Below are 15,982 nucleotides of genomic sequence, written 5' to 3'. Positions count from 1 at the left end.
GTCGCGCTCAGTCACGGCCGGTCCCGACCGGGCCGCCGTCGATCGGGCGGCTCTCGGGCGCCGGGGTGGAGGCGACCGGCAGGCCCTCCGGCGGCAGGGTGCCGCGCGGCCCACGCGCCGGGGTCCGGGACAGCGTCGCGTCCAGCCGGTCCAGGTTCTTGCTCGCCGTCGACGCGAGCTGCCACGGCACGCTGACCACCATCACCCCCGGTTCGAAGAGCAGCCGGCCCTTGAGGCGCAGCGCGCTCTGGTTGTGCAGCAGGTTCTCCCACCAGCGCCCCACCACGTACTCGGGGATGAAGACGGTGACCACGTCCCGGGGTGACTTACGGCGGGTGGACGCGACGAAGTCAAGGATCGGCCGGGTGATCTCCCGGTACGGCGAGTCGATCACCGTGAGCGGAATGGCCATCTCCCGCCGCTCCCAGTCGGCCTGCAGCTCCCGGGTGTCCTGGTCGTCCACGTTGACGGTCACGGCGGTGAGCGTGTCCGGTCGGGTGGCTCGGGCGTAGGCGATGGCCCGCAGCGTCGGCTGGTGCAGTTTGCTGACCAGCACGATCGCGTGGTTGCGGGCGGGCAGCACGGCTCGGCCCTCGTCCGGCGGGGTCAGCTCGGCCGCCACCCGGTCGTAGTGTCGGCGGATGGCGAGCATCAGCAGGTAGATCACCGCCATGGCGGCGATCGCGATCCAGGCCCCGAGCAGGAACTTGGTGATCAGCACGATCACCAGCACCGTGCCGGTCAGGCCCATGCCGAACGTGTTGATGGCCCGGGATCGGTGCATCCGGCGCCGCGCCTCCGGGTCCCGCTCGGTGCGCAGGCGCCGGTTCCAGTGCCGGATCATGCCGGCCTGGGAGACCGTGAACGAGACGAAGACCCCGACGATGTAGAGCTGGATGAGCCGGGTCACCTCGGCCTGGAAGCCGACGATCAGCACGATCGCGAACAGGGCCAGGAAGGTGATGCCGTTGGAGAAGGCCAGCCGGTCACCCCGGGTGTGGAACTGGCGGGGCAGGTAGCGGTCCTGGGCGAGGATCGAGCCGAGCACCGGGAAGCCGTTGAACGCGGTGTTCGCGGCCAGGAACAGGATGAGCGCGGTCATCCCGGCCACCACGTAGAGCAGGACCGACCCGGAGCCGAAGACCGTCTCGCCGAGCTGGGTGGTGACCGTCTTCTGCACGTAGCCGTCCGGGCCGGCCACGATCTGGAGGGCCGGGTCCTCGACGAACTGCAGGTGGGTGAGCCGGGCCAGCCAGATGATCCCGACCAGCAGGCTCACCGCTATCGCACCCAGCAGCAGCAGCGTGGTCGCGGCGTTGCGGCTCTTCGGGGCCTTGAACGCCGGCACGCCGTTGGAGATCGCCTCGACGCCGGTGAGCGCGGCGGCGCCCGAGCTGAACGTCCGCAGCAGCAGGAAGACCAGCGCGAAACCGGTCACACTGTGCTCGGCCTGGATGACCAGGTCGGCGCTGGGCGCCCGCAGGTCGTCGCCCAGCACGAAGACCCGGAACAGCCCGGTGAGCAGCATCCCGCCCATCACGATGACGAAGCCGTAGGTGGGGATGGCGAACGCGGTGCCGGACTCCCGCAGGCCGCGCAGGTTGACAGCGGTCAGCAGGACCACCGCGATCACCGCGATCATGACCTTGTGGGTGGCCACGAACGGCACCACCGAGCCGAGGTTGGCCACCCCGGACGAGACGGACACCGCCACCGTGAGCACGTAGTCAACAAGCAGCGCGCTGGCCACCCCGACTCCGAACTTCGGACCCAGGTTGACAGTGGCCACCTCGTAGTCGCCGCCGCCGGAGGGGTACGCGTACACGTTCTGCCGGTAGCTCGCCACCACGGTGAGCATCACCACGACGACGGCAAGCGCGATCCACGGAGAGAAGAAGTACGCCGAGGTGCCGGCGATGGAGAGGGTGAGCAGGATCTCGTCGGGCGCGTACGCGACGCTGGACAGGGCGTCGGAGGCGAATACGGGCAGCGCGATGCGCTTGGGCAGGAGGGTGTGCTGAAGTCGGTCGGACCGGAACGGTCGACCGAGGAGAAGCCGCTTCAGCAGCGAGGTGGGACTGGCCACGAACGCCAAGAGTACGACCACCACAGTGGGAGCGCGGGGGTGGGCGAGCGTGGCCGTTCGGCACGACGGGGTACGGTCGGTCCCCGCTTCGCACCGGGACGTGGCAGGCTCGCACTCGTCAGGTCACCGGCAGCCGCAGTGGTACGCACCTTGGGAGGGACAGCGTGCACGTCGTGATCATGGGATGTGGCCGGGTCGGGTCGACCCTCGCCCACAGCCTGGAGTCCCGGGGGCACTCGGTGGCGGTGATCGATCAGGACGCCGACGCCTTCCGCCGGCTCGGCCCCGACTTCGCCGGAATCACGGTGACCGGAGCCGGCTTCGACGGTGAGGTGCTGCGCCAGGCCGGCATCGAGCGCGCGGACGCCTTCGCGGCGGTCTCGAGCGGCGACAACTCCAACATCATCTCGGCCCGGCTGGCCCGCGAGACGTTCGGCGTGTCTCGGGTCGCCGCCCGCATCTACGACCAGCGCCGGGCGCAGGTCTACGAGCGGCTGGGCATCCCCACCGTGGCGACAGTGCGCTGGACGGCCGACCGGATGCTGCGGCACCTGGTGCCGGAGGGCAACGTGGAGATCTTCCGCGACCCCACAAGCACCGTGTCGATCGTCGAGGTGCCGGTGCACAAGGACTGGATCGGTCGGCCGGTACGCGCGCTGGAGGACGCGGCCGGGGCGCGGGTGGCCTATCTGATCCGCTTCGGCATCGGCACGCTGGCTACCGGCTCTACCGTCGTGCAGGAGGGCGACCAGGTGTTCATGCTGGTCAGCGATGACATCGTGGCGACTGTCACGTCGGTGGCGGCGACGCCGCCGGAAGGGGGGCACTGAGCCATGCGGGTCGCCATCGCGGGCGCGGGCAACGTGGGCCGCTCGATCGCCCAGGAGCTGATCGACAACGGCCACCAGGTGATGCTCATCGAACGTCAACCCAAGATGCTGCGCCCGGACCGGGTGCCGGCCGCCGAGTGGGTGCTGGCGGACGCGTGCGAGCTGACCAGCCTGGAGGAGGCAAACGTTGCCGGGTGCGACGTGGTGGTCGCGGCGACCGGCGACGACAAGACCAACCTGGTGCTGTCGCTGCTGGCCAAGACCGAGTTCGCGGTGCCTCGCGTGGTCGCCCGGGTCAACCGGGCCGAGAACGAGTGGCTGTTCACCGAGCAGTGGGGGGTGGACGTCGCGGTGAGTAAGCCGCGGGTGATGGCCGCCCTGGTCGAGGAGGCGGTCACCGTCGGCGACCTGGTCCGGCTGATGACCTTCCGGCAGGGCGAGGCGAACCTGGTCGAGATCACCCTGCCACCGACCGCGCCCTATGTCGGTCAGCCGATCCACGCCGTGCCGCTGCCCCGCGACTCCGCGCTGGTGGCGATCCTGCGTGGCAAGCGAGTCCTGGTGCCCAGCCCGGACGACCCGATCGAGGCCGGCGACGAGTTGGTCTTCGTCTGCACCGCCGAGGTGGAGGACCAGGTCCGTGCGGTGATCCTCGGGCCGGACAGCGTCGAGCGGACCCGCGGCTCGCGCTGAGCGGACGGGCGGGGCGGCCCGGGTTGCCGGGCCCTCTGCTTCAGGCGCCGGGCAGCGGGGTCGGCTGCGGCTCCCGGGTGACCCGGCGCACCGTCCAGACCGTGATCAGCAGCAGCAGCGCGTACGGCGGGTAGCCCAGCGCCAGCCGGGCCACGCCCAGCGCGGTGTCCTGGTGAGCCAGGTAGAGCCCGGCCTGCACGCCCACCTTGGCCAACCACACCACGCCCCACAGCACGGTGAGCTGGGTGAAGGTCCGCACCAGCTTCGGGTCGTCCCGCCATTCCGAGCGGCCCTTGGCGACGAGCACCGACCAGATCCAGCCCACCAGCGGCTGCCGGACGGCCGCCGAGATCAGCAGGGCGATGCCGTACCCGATGCCGTAGAGGATGCCGGGGAGGTAGAAGTCGCGCTCGTCGCCGGTGCGCCAGGCGATGGCGGCGCCGATTCCGACACCGAACAGGCCGTTGACGGCGTGCCGGATCGGCCGGCGCTGGGCCAGCCGCAACCCGGCGATCAACAACGCGACCGCGATCGAGGCGATCACCGCCGGGCGCAGCTCACCGATGACATTGGCGAGAACGAAGACGACGACCGGGATGCTGGACTCGACCAACCCCCGCCAACCGCCGAGCTGGTCGGCCATCTGCTCGGCGATCGTCGGCAGTGGCTCCTCGTCCGGAGGGCCGGTCTCCGGCTGCGCCGCCCGGTGCTGTCCCGTCGTCATCGCCGGCCTTCCGTCCGCAGCGCCGTCACTTCGGCGAGTCCAGCTCGTAATAGGGGTTGTAGATGACCTTGCGGTCGTCGCGCACCGCCACCCGGCCCCGGGCGGTCAGGTGCCGGCCCGGCTCGATCCCGGCGATGTGCCGTCGACCCAACCAGACAAGGGTGACCACGTCGGTGCCGTCGTACAGGTCGGCCTCCAGGGTGGGCAGGTTGGTGCGCGGCGTGTAGACCACCGTGCGCAGCCGACCAGCGACCGAGACCAGTTGGCCCCGCGAGCACTGCTGGGCGGGGATCCCGCCGCACTGGGCGCTCTCCCGACGCAGTTCCTGCGCGTCGATCTCGGCCTCGCTGGCGGTGAACCGTTGCAGGATGCGCCGCAGCGACACCCGGCCCTCGTCGGTCGTCATGACCTCCGCGTCACCCTCTCCACGCTCGCCGTCCCCGGCCGGCCCCGGCGGCGCCGGAACCGTGCCGCCAGCGTACGCCGACGGGGCTGGTTCCGGCGGGCCGGTGCACGCGGGTCAGACCTGGCGCGGCTCGGCGGCGGCGTCCCCCGCCTCGGCGTCGGTCTGGTCGGAGATCTCCCGGGGCAGCCGCAGCGGCAGCGGCTCGCGGACCGGCTTCGCCTCCTGACCACGGTCGACCACCAGGCCGTCCAGGCACTCGACAAGCGGTCCGGCCGCGGCCGGGTCGGTGGCGACCGGCCCCTGGAACACGCCGCGGACCATCCAGCGCGGCCCGTCGATGCCGACGAAGCGCAGATTCGTCGGGCCGTCCGGGGTACGCACCTGGGCGTGCAGCTCCGGGCCGTACTCGCCGTCGACCTCCTGCGCGCTCGCGCCGTCGTTGAGCAGCGACTGGCGGATCTCCTCGCGCACCTCGTCCCAGATCCCCTCGGACCGGGGGGCGGCGAAGACCCCCAGTTGGAGCGCGTTGTCGCCATGCACCAGCACGACCTGCTGGATCACGCCCTGCGGGTCGGCCTGCACCCGCACCTCGACCTCGGCGATCGCCGGGATGTGCAGGCTGCCCAGGTCGAGCCGCTGCACGTCGGCGTAGCTCTCGGAGATGTCGTACGGGCCGCGCACCAGCGCCGGTGCCGCATCGCCCTGGTCCGGGACCTCGACAGCCCGCTCGTCACGGGTGTGCCGTTCGGCATCGGCCCGCTTTCGGGAGAAGATCACTGCGCCCGCCCTCCGCTGTTCACACTCACCCTGCCACCTCTTCCGTCTGCCCGCGGCCCGGCTCGTCTGGCCGCTGCTCGACCCGGTCCTGGCCCGCCGGAGACGGCACCAGCCCGGCGTGACCACCGGTGGACCCGTGCCCGCCGGTCCCGCGCCGGGACGCGGACAGCTCGACCACCGGCTCGAACCGCGCCCGCGCGACCTGTTGGACCACGAGCTGCGCGATCCGGTCGCCACGGGAGATCTTCGCCGGCACATCCCGATCATGGTTGATCAGGTTGACCAGGATCTCACCCCGGTAGCCGGCGTCGACCGTACCGGGCGCGTTGAGCACCGTCACGCCGAGCCTGGCCGCCAGACCGGACCGGGGATGGACCAGGCCCACGTACCCCTCCGGCAGCGCGATGGCAACGCCCGTGGGCACCAGGGCACGGCCGCCGGGCGGCAGCTCCACGTCCGCGGCCGCCACCAGGTCGGCCCCGGCGTCGCCGGGATGGGCGTACGTGGGCATCGGCAGCTCGGAGTCGAGTAGCTGCACGGGCACGGGTACGACGTCGGTCACGGGTCCCCTCTTCTCCTCCGGTTCGCGGGGTGACCCTGCCATCCTGCCGGTTCGCCGAGCCGCCGTGCGCCGTACCCTCGCAGGAGTGAGCATGTCGCCCTCTCCGTCCGCCGATCAGCCGCCGGTCGACGCCCGCACGGCGTACGCCGAACGGCTGGATCTGCCCTGGTGGCTCTGGCTGGCCGGGTTGGTGGCCGCCGCGCTGTTGGCCGTCGAGATCTGGATGGGGGCCGCCGGCGTCCGCGCCTGGCTGCCGTTCGCCGTGCTGCTGCCGCTCACCGCCGCCGGGTTGTGGTGGCTGGGCCGGATCCGGGTCGGGGTCGCCGACTCCGAGCTGCGGGTGGACGACGCCCGCCTGCCGGTGCGTTTCGTGGCCGACGTGGTCCCGCTGGACGCGGCGGGTCGCCGTGAGGTGCTGGGCGTCGGCGCGGACCCGCTCGCCTTCGTCGTGCAACGACCGTGGATCGGCGGGGCCGTGCAGGTGGTGCTCGACGACCCGGCCGATCCGACCCCGTTCTGGGTGGTGAGCACGCGGCACCCGGTCGAGCTGGCCGAGGCGGTGCTCACGGCGCGGGACGCGCTCGCGGTTTCCGGGGCGACGGCGGAGGAGCCGGGCTGATCCGACGCCACCGCCGGCTCAGGTGCCGGTCGGCGGGCCCGGCAGGGCCGACGGTGGCGCGGGCCGGGCGATGCCCCGCCGACGCAGGTCCACCTGAAGCTGGTCGGCCATCTGCTGGGTGGCCCGCCGGTTGAGGAAGCTGGCCACCGCCGCGCCGGTCAGGAACGGCCCGAGCGTGGTGAGGTTGCGACCGAAGCGCCGCAGCAGCATGTCCCGCAGCTCCTTGCGGGCGGCGGTGCCGAGCACCGCGCCCACTCCCACGCCGGGCACCATCGGGTTGACCCCGCGCTGGGTGGCCCAGGAGTGCACCAGGGCGACGGCCCGTTGACTGCCGCCCGCCGGTAGCGCGACCCCGTGGACCTCGTGCAGCTCACCGACCAGCTTCAGCTCCACCGCCACCACGGCGACGGTCTCGGCGGCGAGCAGCACCGGCGCGGAGAGCAGGGTCGGGGCGATCGTCCACTCGACGGCGGCGACTCCCCCACCGGCCGCGCCGATCGCGGCGGTGGTCCGCGACGCGTTGCGGACGAGCCGGTCGGCCAGGGCGGCGTCGTCCAGGCCGGGGAAGTGCTGGCGCAGGGTGTCCAGGTTTCGCACCGGTATGTGCGGGGCTACGTCGGCGACCGCGTCGACCATCCATCGCACTGCCGCACGGGGCTTGAACAGGTCGGAGACGCCCCGGGCACGGGCCTGCCCGACCATCCGGGTCAGCAGTTGACGGCGTCGGGCCGGCCCGATGTCGTCCGCGGTCAACGCCGCGACGGTGGCGCCGAGGTCGTCCGTGCCGCCGCCGCTGGCGCCGAGGTCGCCGGTGCCGCCGTCGGTGGCGCCAGGCTTGTCAGTGCCGCCGTCGGTGGTACCGCCTCGATCGCTCATCGGACCTCCCGGTGCTGTGGCTACCCGCTACGAGTCAAGCAGGTACCCACCACGGCCGCATGGCTACACCGGCAGCGGCGGCCCCGTTCAGGAGGCCGCCGCTGGTGTCGTGGTTGTCAGACGCACTCGCGGCAGATCAGCTCGCCATTACGCTCGACCGCCAGCTGGCTACGGTGGTGGACCAGGAAGCAGCGGGCGCACCGGAACTCGTCCTGCTGCATCGGAAGCACCTTGACCGTGAGCTCCTCGTCGGCCAGATCGGCACCGGGCAGCTCGAAGCTCTCGGCCACCTCGGCCTCGTCGACGTCCACCGCGCCCGACTGTGAGTCGACGCGCCGTGCTTTGAGCTCTTCCAGGCTGTCCTCGCCGAGGTCGACCTCGTCGCGACGCGGGGCGTCGTAGTCGGTGGCCATCGGTTTCACTCTCCCATATCGATGTTGTCGCTTCCGGTTGTAACGCCGGACGACGCTGTTTCGGTTCCGCTGGCCGGCCACCACTTGTGTCGGGCACCCGACCCGAGGACCGAACGGGTCGAGCTCGCTGGGGCGACTCCCCTGCGAGCGCGGAACCTTACCCCCCCTTGGGCGAGGCATGTATACCGCCCTTGCGGCTGAGATGTACGCCCCCGCACGCGAAGTTGTTCCCAATGTGATTCAGGCGACACGAAGATAGGGGTATTAGTACCCGGTCCGCGGTCGGCGCGCCGGCATGTCGGGCTGTTTCCACGCGACGGCCGGACAACCGTTAACCTCAGCGGCGTATTCGACGGCCGGCGGCGTGAGCGAGCGCTCAGGCCGTCACCACCCACCTGGAGTCCGGGGAGTGCCCTGATGAGTTTTGCGCGCGTGCGAGCACTCGTCGTCGTCGGCCTGCTGGCGGTCATCGCCCTGGTCTTCGTCGTCGTGGCCGTGGTCCGCGACAGCCAGGGCAACGCGGGCACCGCGGCGGGTTGCCCGGATGGCTGGCCACTCGCGGATCTGACCCTGCGCGAGCGCAAGGACGTCAAGATCAACGTATTCAACGCCACGGACCGGCCCGGTCTCGCCCGCACCGTCAGCGACGAGTTCCGCAACCGCCAGTTCCAGGTCACCAAGACCGGGGACGAGAAGAAGCAGGTCGACGGCGTCGCGGTGCTGCGGTACGGCCCAAAGGGCGTCGGTTCCGCGCACCTGCTCGAGGCGTACTTCCTCAACGAGGCCGTGCGGGGCTACGACGAGAAGCGCACCGACGACACCGTGGACGTCGTGCTGGGCAACAACTTCCAGCAGCTCGCCACCACGACCGAGGTCAACCAGTCCCTCGGCGACTCGGGGCCGCCGAAGGCGCCCAAGGGCTCCTGCCCCTCCCCGGCCGCCAAGTGACGGCGTAACCACCGCCACGCGCCGTCCCGTCGAGCGGTCAGGGGCCGCCGGCGGCGTCCAACTCGGCGAGCCGGTCGTGCAGCGGCGTGAAGAGCGCGGGCGGGGCGGCGACCACCAGGTCCGGCCCCGGCGGTCGGCCGGCCAGGCCGGCGACCCGCACACCCGCCTCGGCGGCCACCAGCCCACCCGCCGCCAGGTCCCAGGCCGCGAGGCCCTTCTCGAAGTACGCGTCGAGCCGGCCCTCCGCGACCAGGCAGAGGTCCAGCGCGGCGGCCCCCAGCCGACGGATGTCCCGGACGTGTGCGATCAACCCGGCCACCACCTGGGCCTGGTGCGCACGACGACGGGCGTCGTAGCCGAAGCCGGTGCCGACCAGCGCCTGCCCCAGGTCCACCTCGGCGGAGCATCGCACCCGGACCCCGTCGCGCCAGGCGCCGCCCCCGGCCGTGGCCGTCCACTCCTCGCCGGTGCTCACGTTGCGCACCACGCCGGCGACCACCACCCCGTCCACCTCGGCGGCCAGCGAGACCGCGCTGTACGGCAGCCCGTAGAGGTAGTTCACGGTGCCGTCGATCGGGTCGACGATCCACCGCACCCCGCCCGGCGCGACCGGCCCGGTGTCCCCGGTGCCGTACTCCTCGCCGAGCACCGCGTCGTGCGGTCGCGCCCGCTTCAGCGCGTCGAGCACCTGCCGCTCGACCGCCCGGTCGGCGGCGGTGACCACGTCGGTGACCGTGCTCTTGGTCGCGGCCACGGAAACCCCCTCGACGCGCATCCGGTACGCGGTGGCCGCCGCGTCCCGCGCCACGTCGAGCGCGATCGCCAAAAGATCCCGAGGTGACGGTGCCGAACCGTGCATCCCAACGTCCCCTTCCCGCACGACCGGGGTGTTCCGGGCCACGCGCGGGTATCATCCTTACAAAGTCCAGATCAGCGCCGAATCAGCGGTCCCACCGTCGTTACGCAGTGCGGCGCAGGATGATCGCCGCAGACGGCGTTACAATTCACCCCTGCCCACGTGCCACGGACCGCCGACCACCGGCCGGCCCGGGACGCGAGGGTCCCTCAACCACATCGCCCGGCCGGTTGCCCCACGCTGTGCCGGACGACCCGGCCGTGCCCGCTCTTCGCCTCCGGAAGGTCATTCGTGACAGAACCCCGCCAGCCCGGCGCCGACGTTCGCTCGCTCACCGACACCCTGATCGCCCACGCGCAGAGCGCCGGTGGTCAGCTCACGTCGGCCCAGCTCGCGCGCACCGTCGAGACCGCTGAGGTGACTCCGGCCCAGGCCAAGAAGATCCTGCGGGCGCTCTCCGAGGCGGGAGTGACCGTCGTGGTGGACGGCTCGGCGAGCACCCGCCGCCGGGTCGCCGCGGCCCGCTCGACGACCCCCGCGTCCCGGGCCACCACCGCCAAGACCACCAAGAAGGCCGCCCCGCCGGCCCCGAAGCAGGCGCCAGCCGCCGACGACGCGCCGTCGGCGCCGGCCCCGCGCAAGGTGGCCGCACGCAAGGCCACCGGCACCTCCGCCGAGGCCGCCGCGGCGGCTTCGGCGAAGGCGACCAAGTCGACCCGAGCCACCAAGGCGACGGTTGCCGCGGCTGCCGGCGCCAAACCGACGAAGGCCGCCGGCAAGGCCAAGGGCGAGGGCGCCGACGGCGAGATCGACCCGGAGGAACTGGCCGCCGCGATCGAGGACGTGGTGGTCGAGGAGCCGGCCGAGCTGGCCCAGGCCGCCGAGACCGACGCCGCCGCCTCGGCGACCGACAACGACTTCGAGTGGGACGACGAGGAGTCCGAGGCACTCAAGCAGGCCCGGCGGGACGCCGAGCTGACCGCCTCGGCCGACTCGGTCCGCGCGTACCTGAAGCAGATCGGCAAGGTTCCGCTGCTCAACGCCGAGCAGGAGGTGGAGCTGGCCAAGCGGATCGAGGCCGGGCTCTACGCCGCCGAGCGACTGCGTGCCGCCGACGAGGGCGAAGAGAAGCTCGTCCGGGACATGGTCCGTGACCTGGGCTGGATCTCCCGTGACGGCGAGCGGGCCAAGAACCACCTCCTGGAGGCGAACCTCCGACTGGTGGTGTCGCTGGCCAAGAGGTACACCGGGCGCGGCATGGCCTTCCTCGACCTGATCCAGGAGGGCAACCTCGGCCTGATCCGGGCGGTGGAGAAGTTCGACTACACCAAGGGCTACAAGTTCTCCACGTACGCCACCTGGTGGATCCGGCAGGCGATCACCCGGGCCATGGCCGACCAGGCCCGCACCATCCGCATCCCGGTGCACATGGTCGAGGTCATCAACAAGCTCGGCCGCATACAGCGCGAGCTGCTCCAGGATCTGGGTCGCGAGCCCACTCCGGAGGAGCTGGCCAAGGAGATGGACATCACACCCGAGAAGGTGCTGGAGATCCAGCAGTACGCTCGGGAGCCCATCTCTCTGGACCAGACCATCGGCGACGAGGGCGACAGCCAGCTCGGTGACTTCATCGAGGATTCCGAGGCAGTGGTCGCGGTCGACGCGGTCTCGTTCTCGCTCCTGCAGGACCAGCTCCAGCAGGTGTTGCAGACGCTCTCCGAGCGTGAGGCGGGTGTGGTACGCCTGCGCTTCGGCCTGACCGACGGCCAGCCACGGACGCTGGACGAGATCGGCCAGGTCTACGGGGTGACCCGGGAGCGGATCCGGCAGATCGAGTCCAAGACGATGTCCAAGCTGCGTCACCCGTCCCGGTCGCAGGTCCTCCGGGATTACCTGGACTGAGCCGGTTTCGTCAACCGAACGTGTCGTTTTGACCACCTGGTGTGCAACACCAGATGGTGATCGTCCGGATGCACGAATGTGATCGTTGACGTGGCACCCTGGGTGCACGGCACACTGTCCCTGCCAGGTGTGACCTCGGTCCCCCGCGGGCACACAGGGAAGGCAGTGCCTAGTAAGGGTGTTGCACCATAGGTGAGCAACGACCGAAGAGATTGTTCATCGGTGACGACCAGAGGAGGAAGGCGATGACCCCGACCCTCACGCCGCCGCCCGAGACGGTGGCACCCCCAGCCGCCGATGAACGGTGCGACCGCTGCAATGCTGCCGGGAAGCTCCGGATCACTCTGGCGGGTGGGAGCGAGCTGGTGTTCTGCGGGCACCACGCGAACAAGTACGCGGAGGATCTCGTGAAGATCACCGAGCGGTTCGCAACGGAGCCCGATTTCAGCTGGCGTGGCGCCGATCTGATGGCGAACTAAATCCGCTAACCGACATAGCCGACCGGAGGTCCCCCGAGGGGACCTCCGGTCGGCTTTTCCTGTCCAACGCACCCCGCACGCCCCGCAGGCCCTGCACACCGCACGCCCTGCGCACCGCACGCCCCGCACCCCGCACCCACCTGCGCACCGCACGCCCTGCCGCGCCCCGCACGACCTATGCACCGCACGCCCCACACCCTGCGCCCCGCACGCCCCGCACCCGCACGCCTCGCACCCCGCACGCCCTGCGCCCTGCGCCCCGCACGCCTCGCACCCCGCACGCCCTGCGCCCCGCACGCCCCGCGCGCCCTGCGCCCTGCGCCCCGCGCGCCCTGCGCCCTGCGCCCTGCGCCCTGCGCCCTGCGCCCTGCGCCCTGCGCCCTGCGCCCTGCGCCCTGCGCCCTGCGCCCTGCGCCAAGATCCGAGCAACTTCCCCGATGTTGCTGCCTCCGACACGCGGGAGACAGCAACATCCCTGATCCTGCGCGGATCTTGACGTCGAACACCGCCCCGAGACACCGGAAGCGAGGTCTGGGCTCCACCGGCCGTCAAGGTCACGCTCGAACCAGGATGTAGTCGTCTCAGCGACGCGCCGAGCCCCACCACGACCTGGATACAGCGCGATCTTGAGATCGAGATGCCCGCACGGGGCATCCCCGGCCGTTTCGGGCAGGCGATCCTCCTCTGCACCGCCCAAGGCCTCGTTGATCCACTCGGGTTCACTGAAATCGCGCCTTCGACCTGACTCGAACACCGAGTTTTCAAGAAAGTCGAGTGGATCACGTCGCACGCACGGACCCCGACCACACCACGTGCGCGAACGCAGATCGCACTGCACGCACGGGCGCAGACCGCACTGCACTCAAGCCGGGCACACCTCGTTGGGCGAACGCAGACCAACCACATGCGCGGGCGCAGGCCGACCTGCACGCACGGGCGCAGACCACCGCACGCACGGGCGCAGCACCGCACGCACGGGCGCAGACCACCGCACGCACGGGCGCAGACCACCGCACGCACGGGCGCAGAGCACCGCACCCACGTGCACCCCGCAGGCACGGGCACAGACCACCCCACGCACGGGCACAGACCACCGCCGAGGAGACCCCCGCACGCAACAGACACCACGCGCACGCGCGGGCGCAGAGCACCGCCAGCACGGACGCACGCCACACGGCGCCACGACACAGCCTGCTACGGAATGGCGGGTCTAGAGGGTCTGGACGGTGGCGATGCGTTCCTCTAGCTGCTCGATGGTGGCCTGGGCACTCGGCGGGCCACCGCAGAGTCGGCGCAGCTCGGCGTGGATCTTGCCGTGCGGCTGGCCGGTGCGGTGGTGTCGGGCGGCCACCAGAGCGTTCAGTTGGCGCCTGAGGGCCACGCGACGCTGGGCGGCGCTCATGGGTGCCGGAGGTGCCGCGGTGGGCGCAGCGGCCGGCTGAGCGGCCGCGTCGGCGGTACGGCGGCGTTGGGCGGCGAGTTGGGCGGCCTGCCGCTTGGTCAGCAGCAGGGAAACCTGGTCGGCGGTGAGGAGGCCGGGCAGGCCGAGGTATTCCTCTTCCTCGGGGGTGCCGGCCTGGGCGGCGGTGCCGAACGACGCGCCGTCGAAGATCACCTGGTCCAGCTCGGCGGTGGCCGAGAGCGCGGCGAACCGCTTCTCCAGCTCGCCGCTGGCCTGGTCGTCGCGCTGCGCCCGTTCCAGCAGGTCGTCGTCGAAGCCGTCGGATTCCTTGGGTTTGCCGAGCACGTGGTCCCGCTCGGTCTCCATCTCGCTGGCCAGGCCGAGCAGGTGCGGCACGCTGGGCAGGAACACCGACGCGGTCTCCCCGGGCCGACGGGCCCGGACGAACCGGCCGATGGCCTGGGCGAAGTAGAGCGGCGTGCTGGCGCTTGTGGCGTAGACCCCGACCGCGAGCCGGGGGATGTCCACCCCCTCGGACACCATCCGCACCGCGACCAGCCACCGCTGGTCGGACGCCGCGAACGTCGCGATCCGGGCGGACGCGCCCTGGTCGTCGGAGAGCACCACGGCGGCCTTCTCGCCGGTCACCTGCTCGATCAACTTGGCGTACGAGCGGGCGGTCTGCTGGTCGGTGGCGATGATCAGGCCACCGGCGTCGGCCATCCCCGCGTTGCGGAGCACTGTGAGTCGGGCGTCGGCCGCCCGCAGCACCTGTGGCATCCAGTCCCCGGCCGGGTCCAGGGCGGTCCGCCAGGCCTGCGCCACCAGGTCCTGCGTCATGGGTTCGCCGAGGCGGGCGGCCAACTCCTCCCCCGCGTTCGTCCGCCACCGGGTCTCTCCCGAGTACGCCAGGAAGAGCACCGGCCGGACCACGCCGTCGCGCAGCGCGTCGGAGTAGCCGTACACGGAGTCGGCGCGGGAGCGCAGCAGCCCGTCTCCGCCCCGCTCGTAGCTGACGAAGGGGATGGGGTTGTCGTCGGAGCGGAACGGTGTCCCGGTGAGCATCAGCCGGCGTACGGCGGGTTCGAAGGCGTTCTTCACGCCGTCACCCCAGGACCGGGAGTCGCCCGCGTGGTGGATCTCGTCGAGGATGACCAGGGTGCGCCGGGTCATGGTGCGCCGGCGGTGCACCTGTGGGGCCATGCCCACCTGGGCGTAGGTGACCACCGCGCCGTGGAAGTCGGCCGCGGAGTGCAGGTCGGCGTTGCGGAAGGCGGCGTCGAGTTGGATGCCCACCCGGGCCGCGGCGTCGGACCACTGGTTCTTCAGGTGCTCGGTCGGTGCGACCACGGTGACCGCCTCGACGGTGCCGTCGGCGAGCAGTTCGGCCGCGATCCGCAGGGCGAAGGTGGTCTTGCCGGCACCTGGCGTGGCGACCGCGGTGAAGTCGTCGGTACGCCGACGCAGGTATTCCACCAGCGCCTTGCGCTGCCAGGCGCGTAGTGCCGGGAACGTCTCGAGCACCGGCGTCCGGGCTGCCACGCGAAGCTCCTCTCCGACCGCACGATGGCGGACCCCGGGCGAGGGCCACGAGTCCCGCCGCCCATGAAAACGCCTCCGCGCAGAAGCTGCCGCGAAGGCCGACTCAGCATAACCAGCGCGGGCCCCACGGCCCAGGCGACGCCACGCCTGTCACAGTCCCGTACCCAACCGATCAGCGGCCCGACCGTCTCACCACTCCCGGTCGGTGCGCGGATCCGCCCCACCGGTACGCGGCGGGCGCAGCGTCGCCACCGGCGCGGACCAGCGTCGACGCAGTGCGATCAGGCGCAGCCCGAAGACCAGGACGGCGGCGGCGGTGAGCGGCGCCGGTCCGGTCTGCCCGGTGACGTACAGCAGCGCCACGGTGACCGACCCGGCCAGCGCGGCCAGCGCGTAGATCTCCCGGCGCAGGACGACGGGAATCTCGGCGGTGAGCAGGTCGCGGGCGAGCCCGCCGCCGATCGCGGTGAGCATGCCGATGAGGCACGCGCCGACGGCCGGCACCCGGGCGTCGAGCGCCTTGAGCGTGCCGGTGACGGTGAACAGCGCGAGGCCCGCCGCGTCCAGCACCAGCACTGTGGTGCGCAGTCGGGTCAGTTGTGGGTGCAGCCAGAAGACGGCCAAAGCGGTGATCGCGGCGGTGGCCGCGTACCGCCAGTCGGCGAAGGCCAGCGGCGGCACCTCGTCGATGACCAGGTCCCGGAAGATCCCACCGCCGAGGGCGGCCACGAACCCGACGAACGCGACGCCGAAGAGGTCGAGCCGTTTGGCCACAGCCGCCGAGGCCCCGGAGGCGGCGAACACCGCGACGCCGGTCAGGTCGGCGAGGAGCAGGGCGGTGGAGGTGGTCACCGCCGCAGGCTACGT

16 protein-coding genes are annotated in these 15,982 nt (G+C 71.7%); 6 read left to right on the top strand and 10 right to left on the bottom strand.

Annotation, left to right across the window (positions count from 1 at the left end):
• Positions 1-7: 7 nt before the first annotated feature.
• Complete coding sequence (locus tag AB0F61_RS01160; protein WP_357801916.1) at positions 8-2,086, bottom strand: APC family permease; 2,079 nt, start codon at positions 2,084-2,086, stop codon at positions 8-10.
• 164 nt (positions 2,087-2,250) lie between these two features.
• Between AB0F61_RS01160 and AB0F61_RS01155 the strand changes: the two genes are divergently transcribed.
• Both AB0F61_RS01155 and AB0F61_RS01150 read left to right on the top strand, forming a co-directional pair.
• The gene (locus tag AB0F61_RS01155) at positions 2,251-2,916 is read left to right on the top strand and encodes a TrkA family potassium uptake protein (protein WP_357801913.1); all 666 of its coding nucleotides are present in this window, start codon (positions 2,251-2,253) and stop codon (positions 2,914-2,916) included.
• A 3-nt stretch (positions 2,917-2,919) separates the two neighbouring features.
• Positions 2,920-3,609 carry a TrkA family potassium uptake protein gene (locus AB0F61_RS01150; RefSeq protein ID WP_357558898.1) on the top strand — a complete coding sequence of 230 codons (690 nt, stop codon included), beginning with the start codon at positions 2,920-2,922 and terminating at the stop codon, positions 3,607-3,609.
• Positions 3,610-3,649: 40 nt separating this feature from the next.
• On the opposite strand, the gene AB0F61_RS01145 is transcribed toward AB0F61_RS01150, so the two are convergent.
• From AB0F61_RS01145 to dut, 4 genes are all read right to left on the bottom strand, one after another.
• Entirely contained in the window at positions 3,650-4,333 is a 684-nt protein-coding gene (locus AB0F61_RS01145) for a DUF3159 domain-containing protein (RefSeq protein WP_357801910.1), read from the bottom strand.
• Positions 4,334-4,358: 25 nt separating this feature from the next.
• Positions 4,359-4,739, bottom strand: coding sequence for an OB-fold nucleic acid binding domain-containing protein (locus AB0F61_RS01140; RefSeq protein ID WP_357070298.1), 381 nt, complete (start codon positions 4,737-4,739; stop codon positions 4,359-4,361).
• A gap of 114 nt (positions 4,740-4,853) precedes the next feature.
• Complete coding sequence (locus tag AB0F61_RS01135) at positions 4,854-5,516, bottom strand: DUF3710 domain-containing protein (RefSeq protein WP_357801907.1); 663 nt, start codon at positions 5,514-5,516, stop codon at positions 4,854-4,856.
• A gap of 25 nt (positions 5,517-5,541) precedes the next feature.
• Positions 5,542-6,078, bottom strand: coding sequence for a dUTP diphosphatase (gene dut / locus AB0F61_RS01130; RefSeq protein ID WP_357801905.1), 537 nt, complete (start codon positions 6,076-6,078; stop codon positions 5,542-5,544).
• 91 nt (positions 6,079-6,169) lie between these two features.
• On the opposite strand from dut, the gene AB0F61_RS01125 reads away from it, so the two are divergent.
• Entirely contained in the window at positions 6,170-6,697 is a 528-nt protein-coding gene (locus AB0F61_RS01125) for a DUF3093 domain-containing protein (protein ID WP_357801902.1), read from the top strand.
• 18 nt (positions 6,698-6,715) lie between these two features.
• Here the strand turns inward: AB0F61_RS01125 and AB0F61_RS01120 are convergent, their stop codons facing one another.
• Positions 6,716-7,573 (bottom strand): hypothetical protein, encoded by an 858-nt coding sequence (locus AB0F61_RS01120; RefSeq protein ID WP_357801901.1) that lies wholly within the window; start codon positions 7,571-7,573, stop codon positions 6,716-6,718.
• Between the two features lie 116 nt (positions 7,574-7,689).
• Positions 7,690-7,986 carry a DUF4193 domain-containing protein gene (locus AB0F61_RS01115; protein WP_007075406.1) on the bottom strand — a complete coding sequence of 99 codons (297 nt, stop codon included), beginning with the start codon at positions 7,984-7,986 and terminating at the stop codon, positions 7,690-7,692.
• A 432-nt stretch (positions 7,987-8,418) separates the two neighbouring features.
• Here AB0F61_RS01115 and AB0F61_RS01110 point away from each other — a divergent pair, with 432 nt between their 5' ends.
• The gene (locus AB0F61_RS01110) at positions 8,419-8,934 is read left to right on the top strand and encodes a LytR C-terminal domain-containing protein (protein ID WP_357802097.1); all 516 of its coding nucleotides are present in this window, start codon (positions 8,419-8,421) and stop codon (positions 8,932-8,934) included.
• A gap of 37 nt (positions 8,935-8,971) precedes the next feature.
• Here the strand turns inward: AB0F61_RS01110 and AB0F61_RS01105 are convergent, their stop codons facing one another.
• Positions 8,972-9,793, bottom strand: coding sequence for an inositol monophosphatase family protein (locus AB0F61_RS01105; protein WP_357802096.1), 822 nt, complete (start codon positions 9,791-9,793; stop codon positions 8,972-8,974).
• Between the two features lie 288 nt (positions 9,794-10,081).
• On the opposite strand from AB0F61_RS01105, the gene AB0F61_RS01100 reads away from it, so the two are divergent.
• Both AB0F61_RS01100 and AB0F61_RS01095 read left to right on the top strand, forming a co-directional pair.
• Positions 10,082-11,692, top strand: a complete 1,611-nt coding sequence (locus tag AB0F61_RS01100) for an RNA polymerase sigma factor (RefSeq protein WP_357801898.1) — start codon at positions 10,082-10,084, stop codon at positions 11,690-11,692.
• 245 nt (positions 11,693-11,937) lie between these two features.
• Positions 11,938-12,171 (top strand): hypothetical protein, encoded by a 234-nt coding sequence (locus AB0F61_RS01095; RefSeq protein ID WP_030337431.1) that lies wholly within the window; start codon positions 11,938-11,940, stop codon positions 12,169-12,171.
• A 1,210-nt stretch (positions 12,172-13,381) separates the two neighbouring features.
• On the opposite strand, the gene AB0F61_RS01090 is transcribed toward AB0F61_RS01095, so the two are convergent.
• Positions 13,382-15,115 (bottom strand): DEAD/DEAH box helicase, encoded by a 1,734-nt coding sequence (locus AB0F61_RS01090; protein ID WP_357801895.1) that lies wholly within the window; start codon positions 15,113-15,115, stop codon positions 13,382-13,384.
• Positions 15,116-15,304: 189 nt separating this feature from the next.
• Positions 15,305-15,967 (bottom strand): trimeric intracellular cation channel family protein, encoded by a 663-nt coding sequence (locus tag AB0F61_RS01085; protein ID WP_357801893.1) that lies wholly within the window; start codon positions 15,965-15,967, stop codon positions 15,305-15,307.
• Positions 15,968-15,982: the final 15 nt, after the last annotated feature.

Source organism: Micromonospora sp. NPDC023888, assembly GCF_040639415.1.
In the GTDB taxonomy this organism is placed as follows: Bacteria; Actinomycetota; Actinomycetes; order Mycobacteriales; family Micromonosporaceae; genus Micromonospora.
The sequence above is the reverse complement of the archived record's forward strand: the minus strand, read 5'-3'. Positions and strand labels throughout refer to the sequence as shown.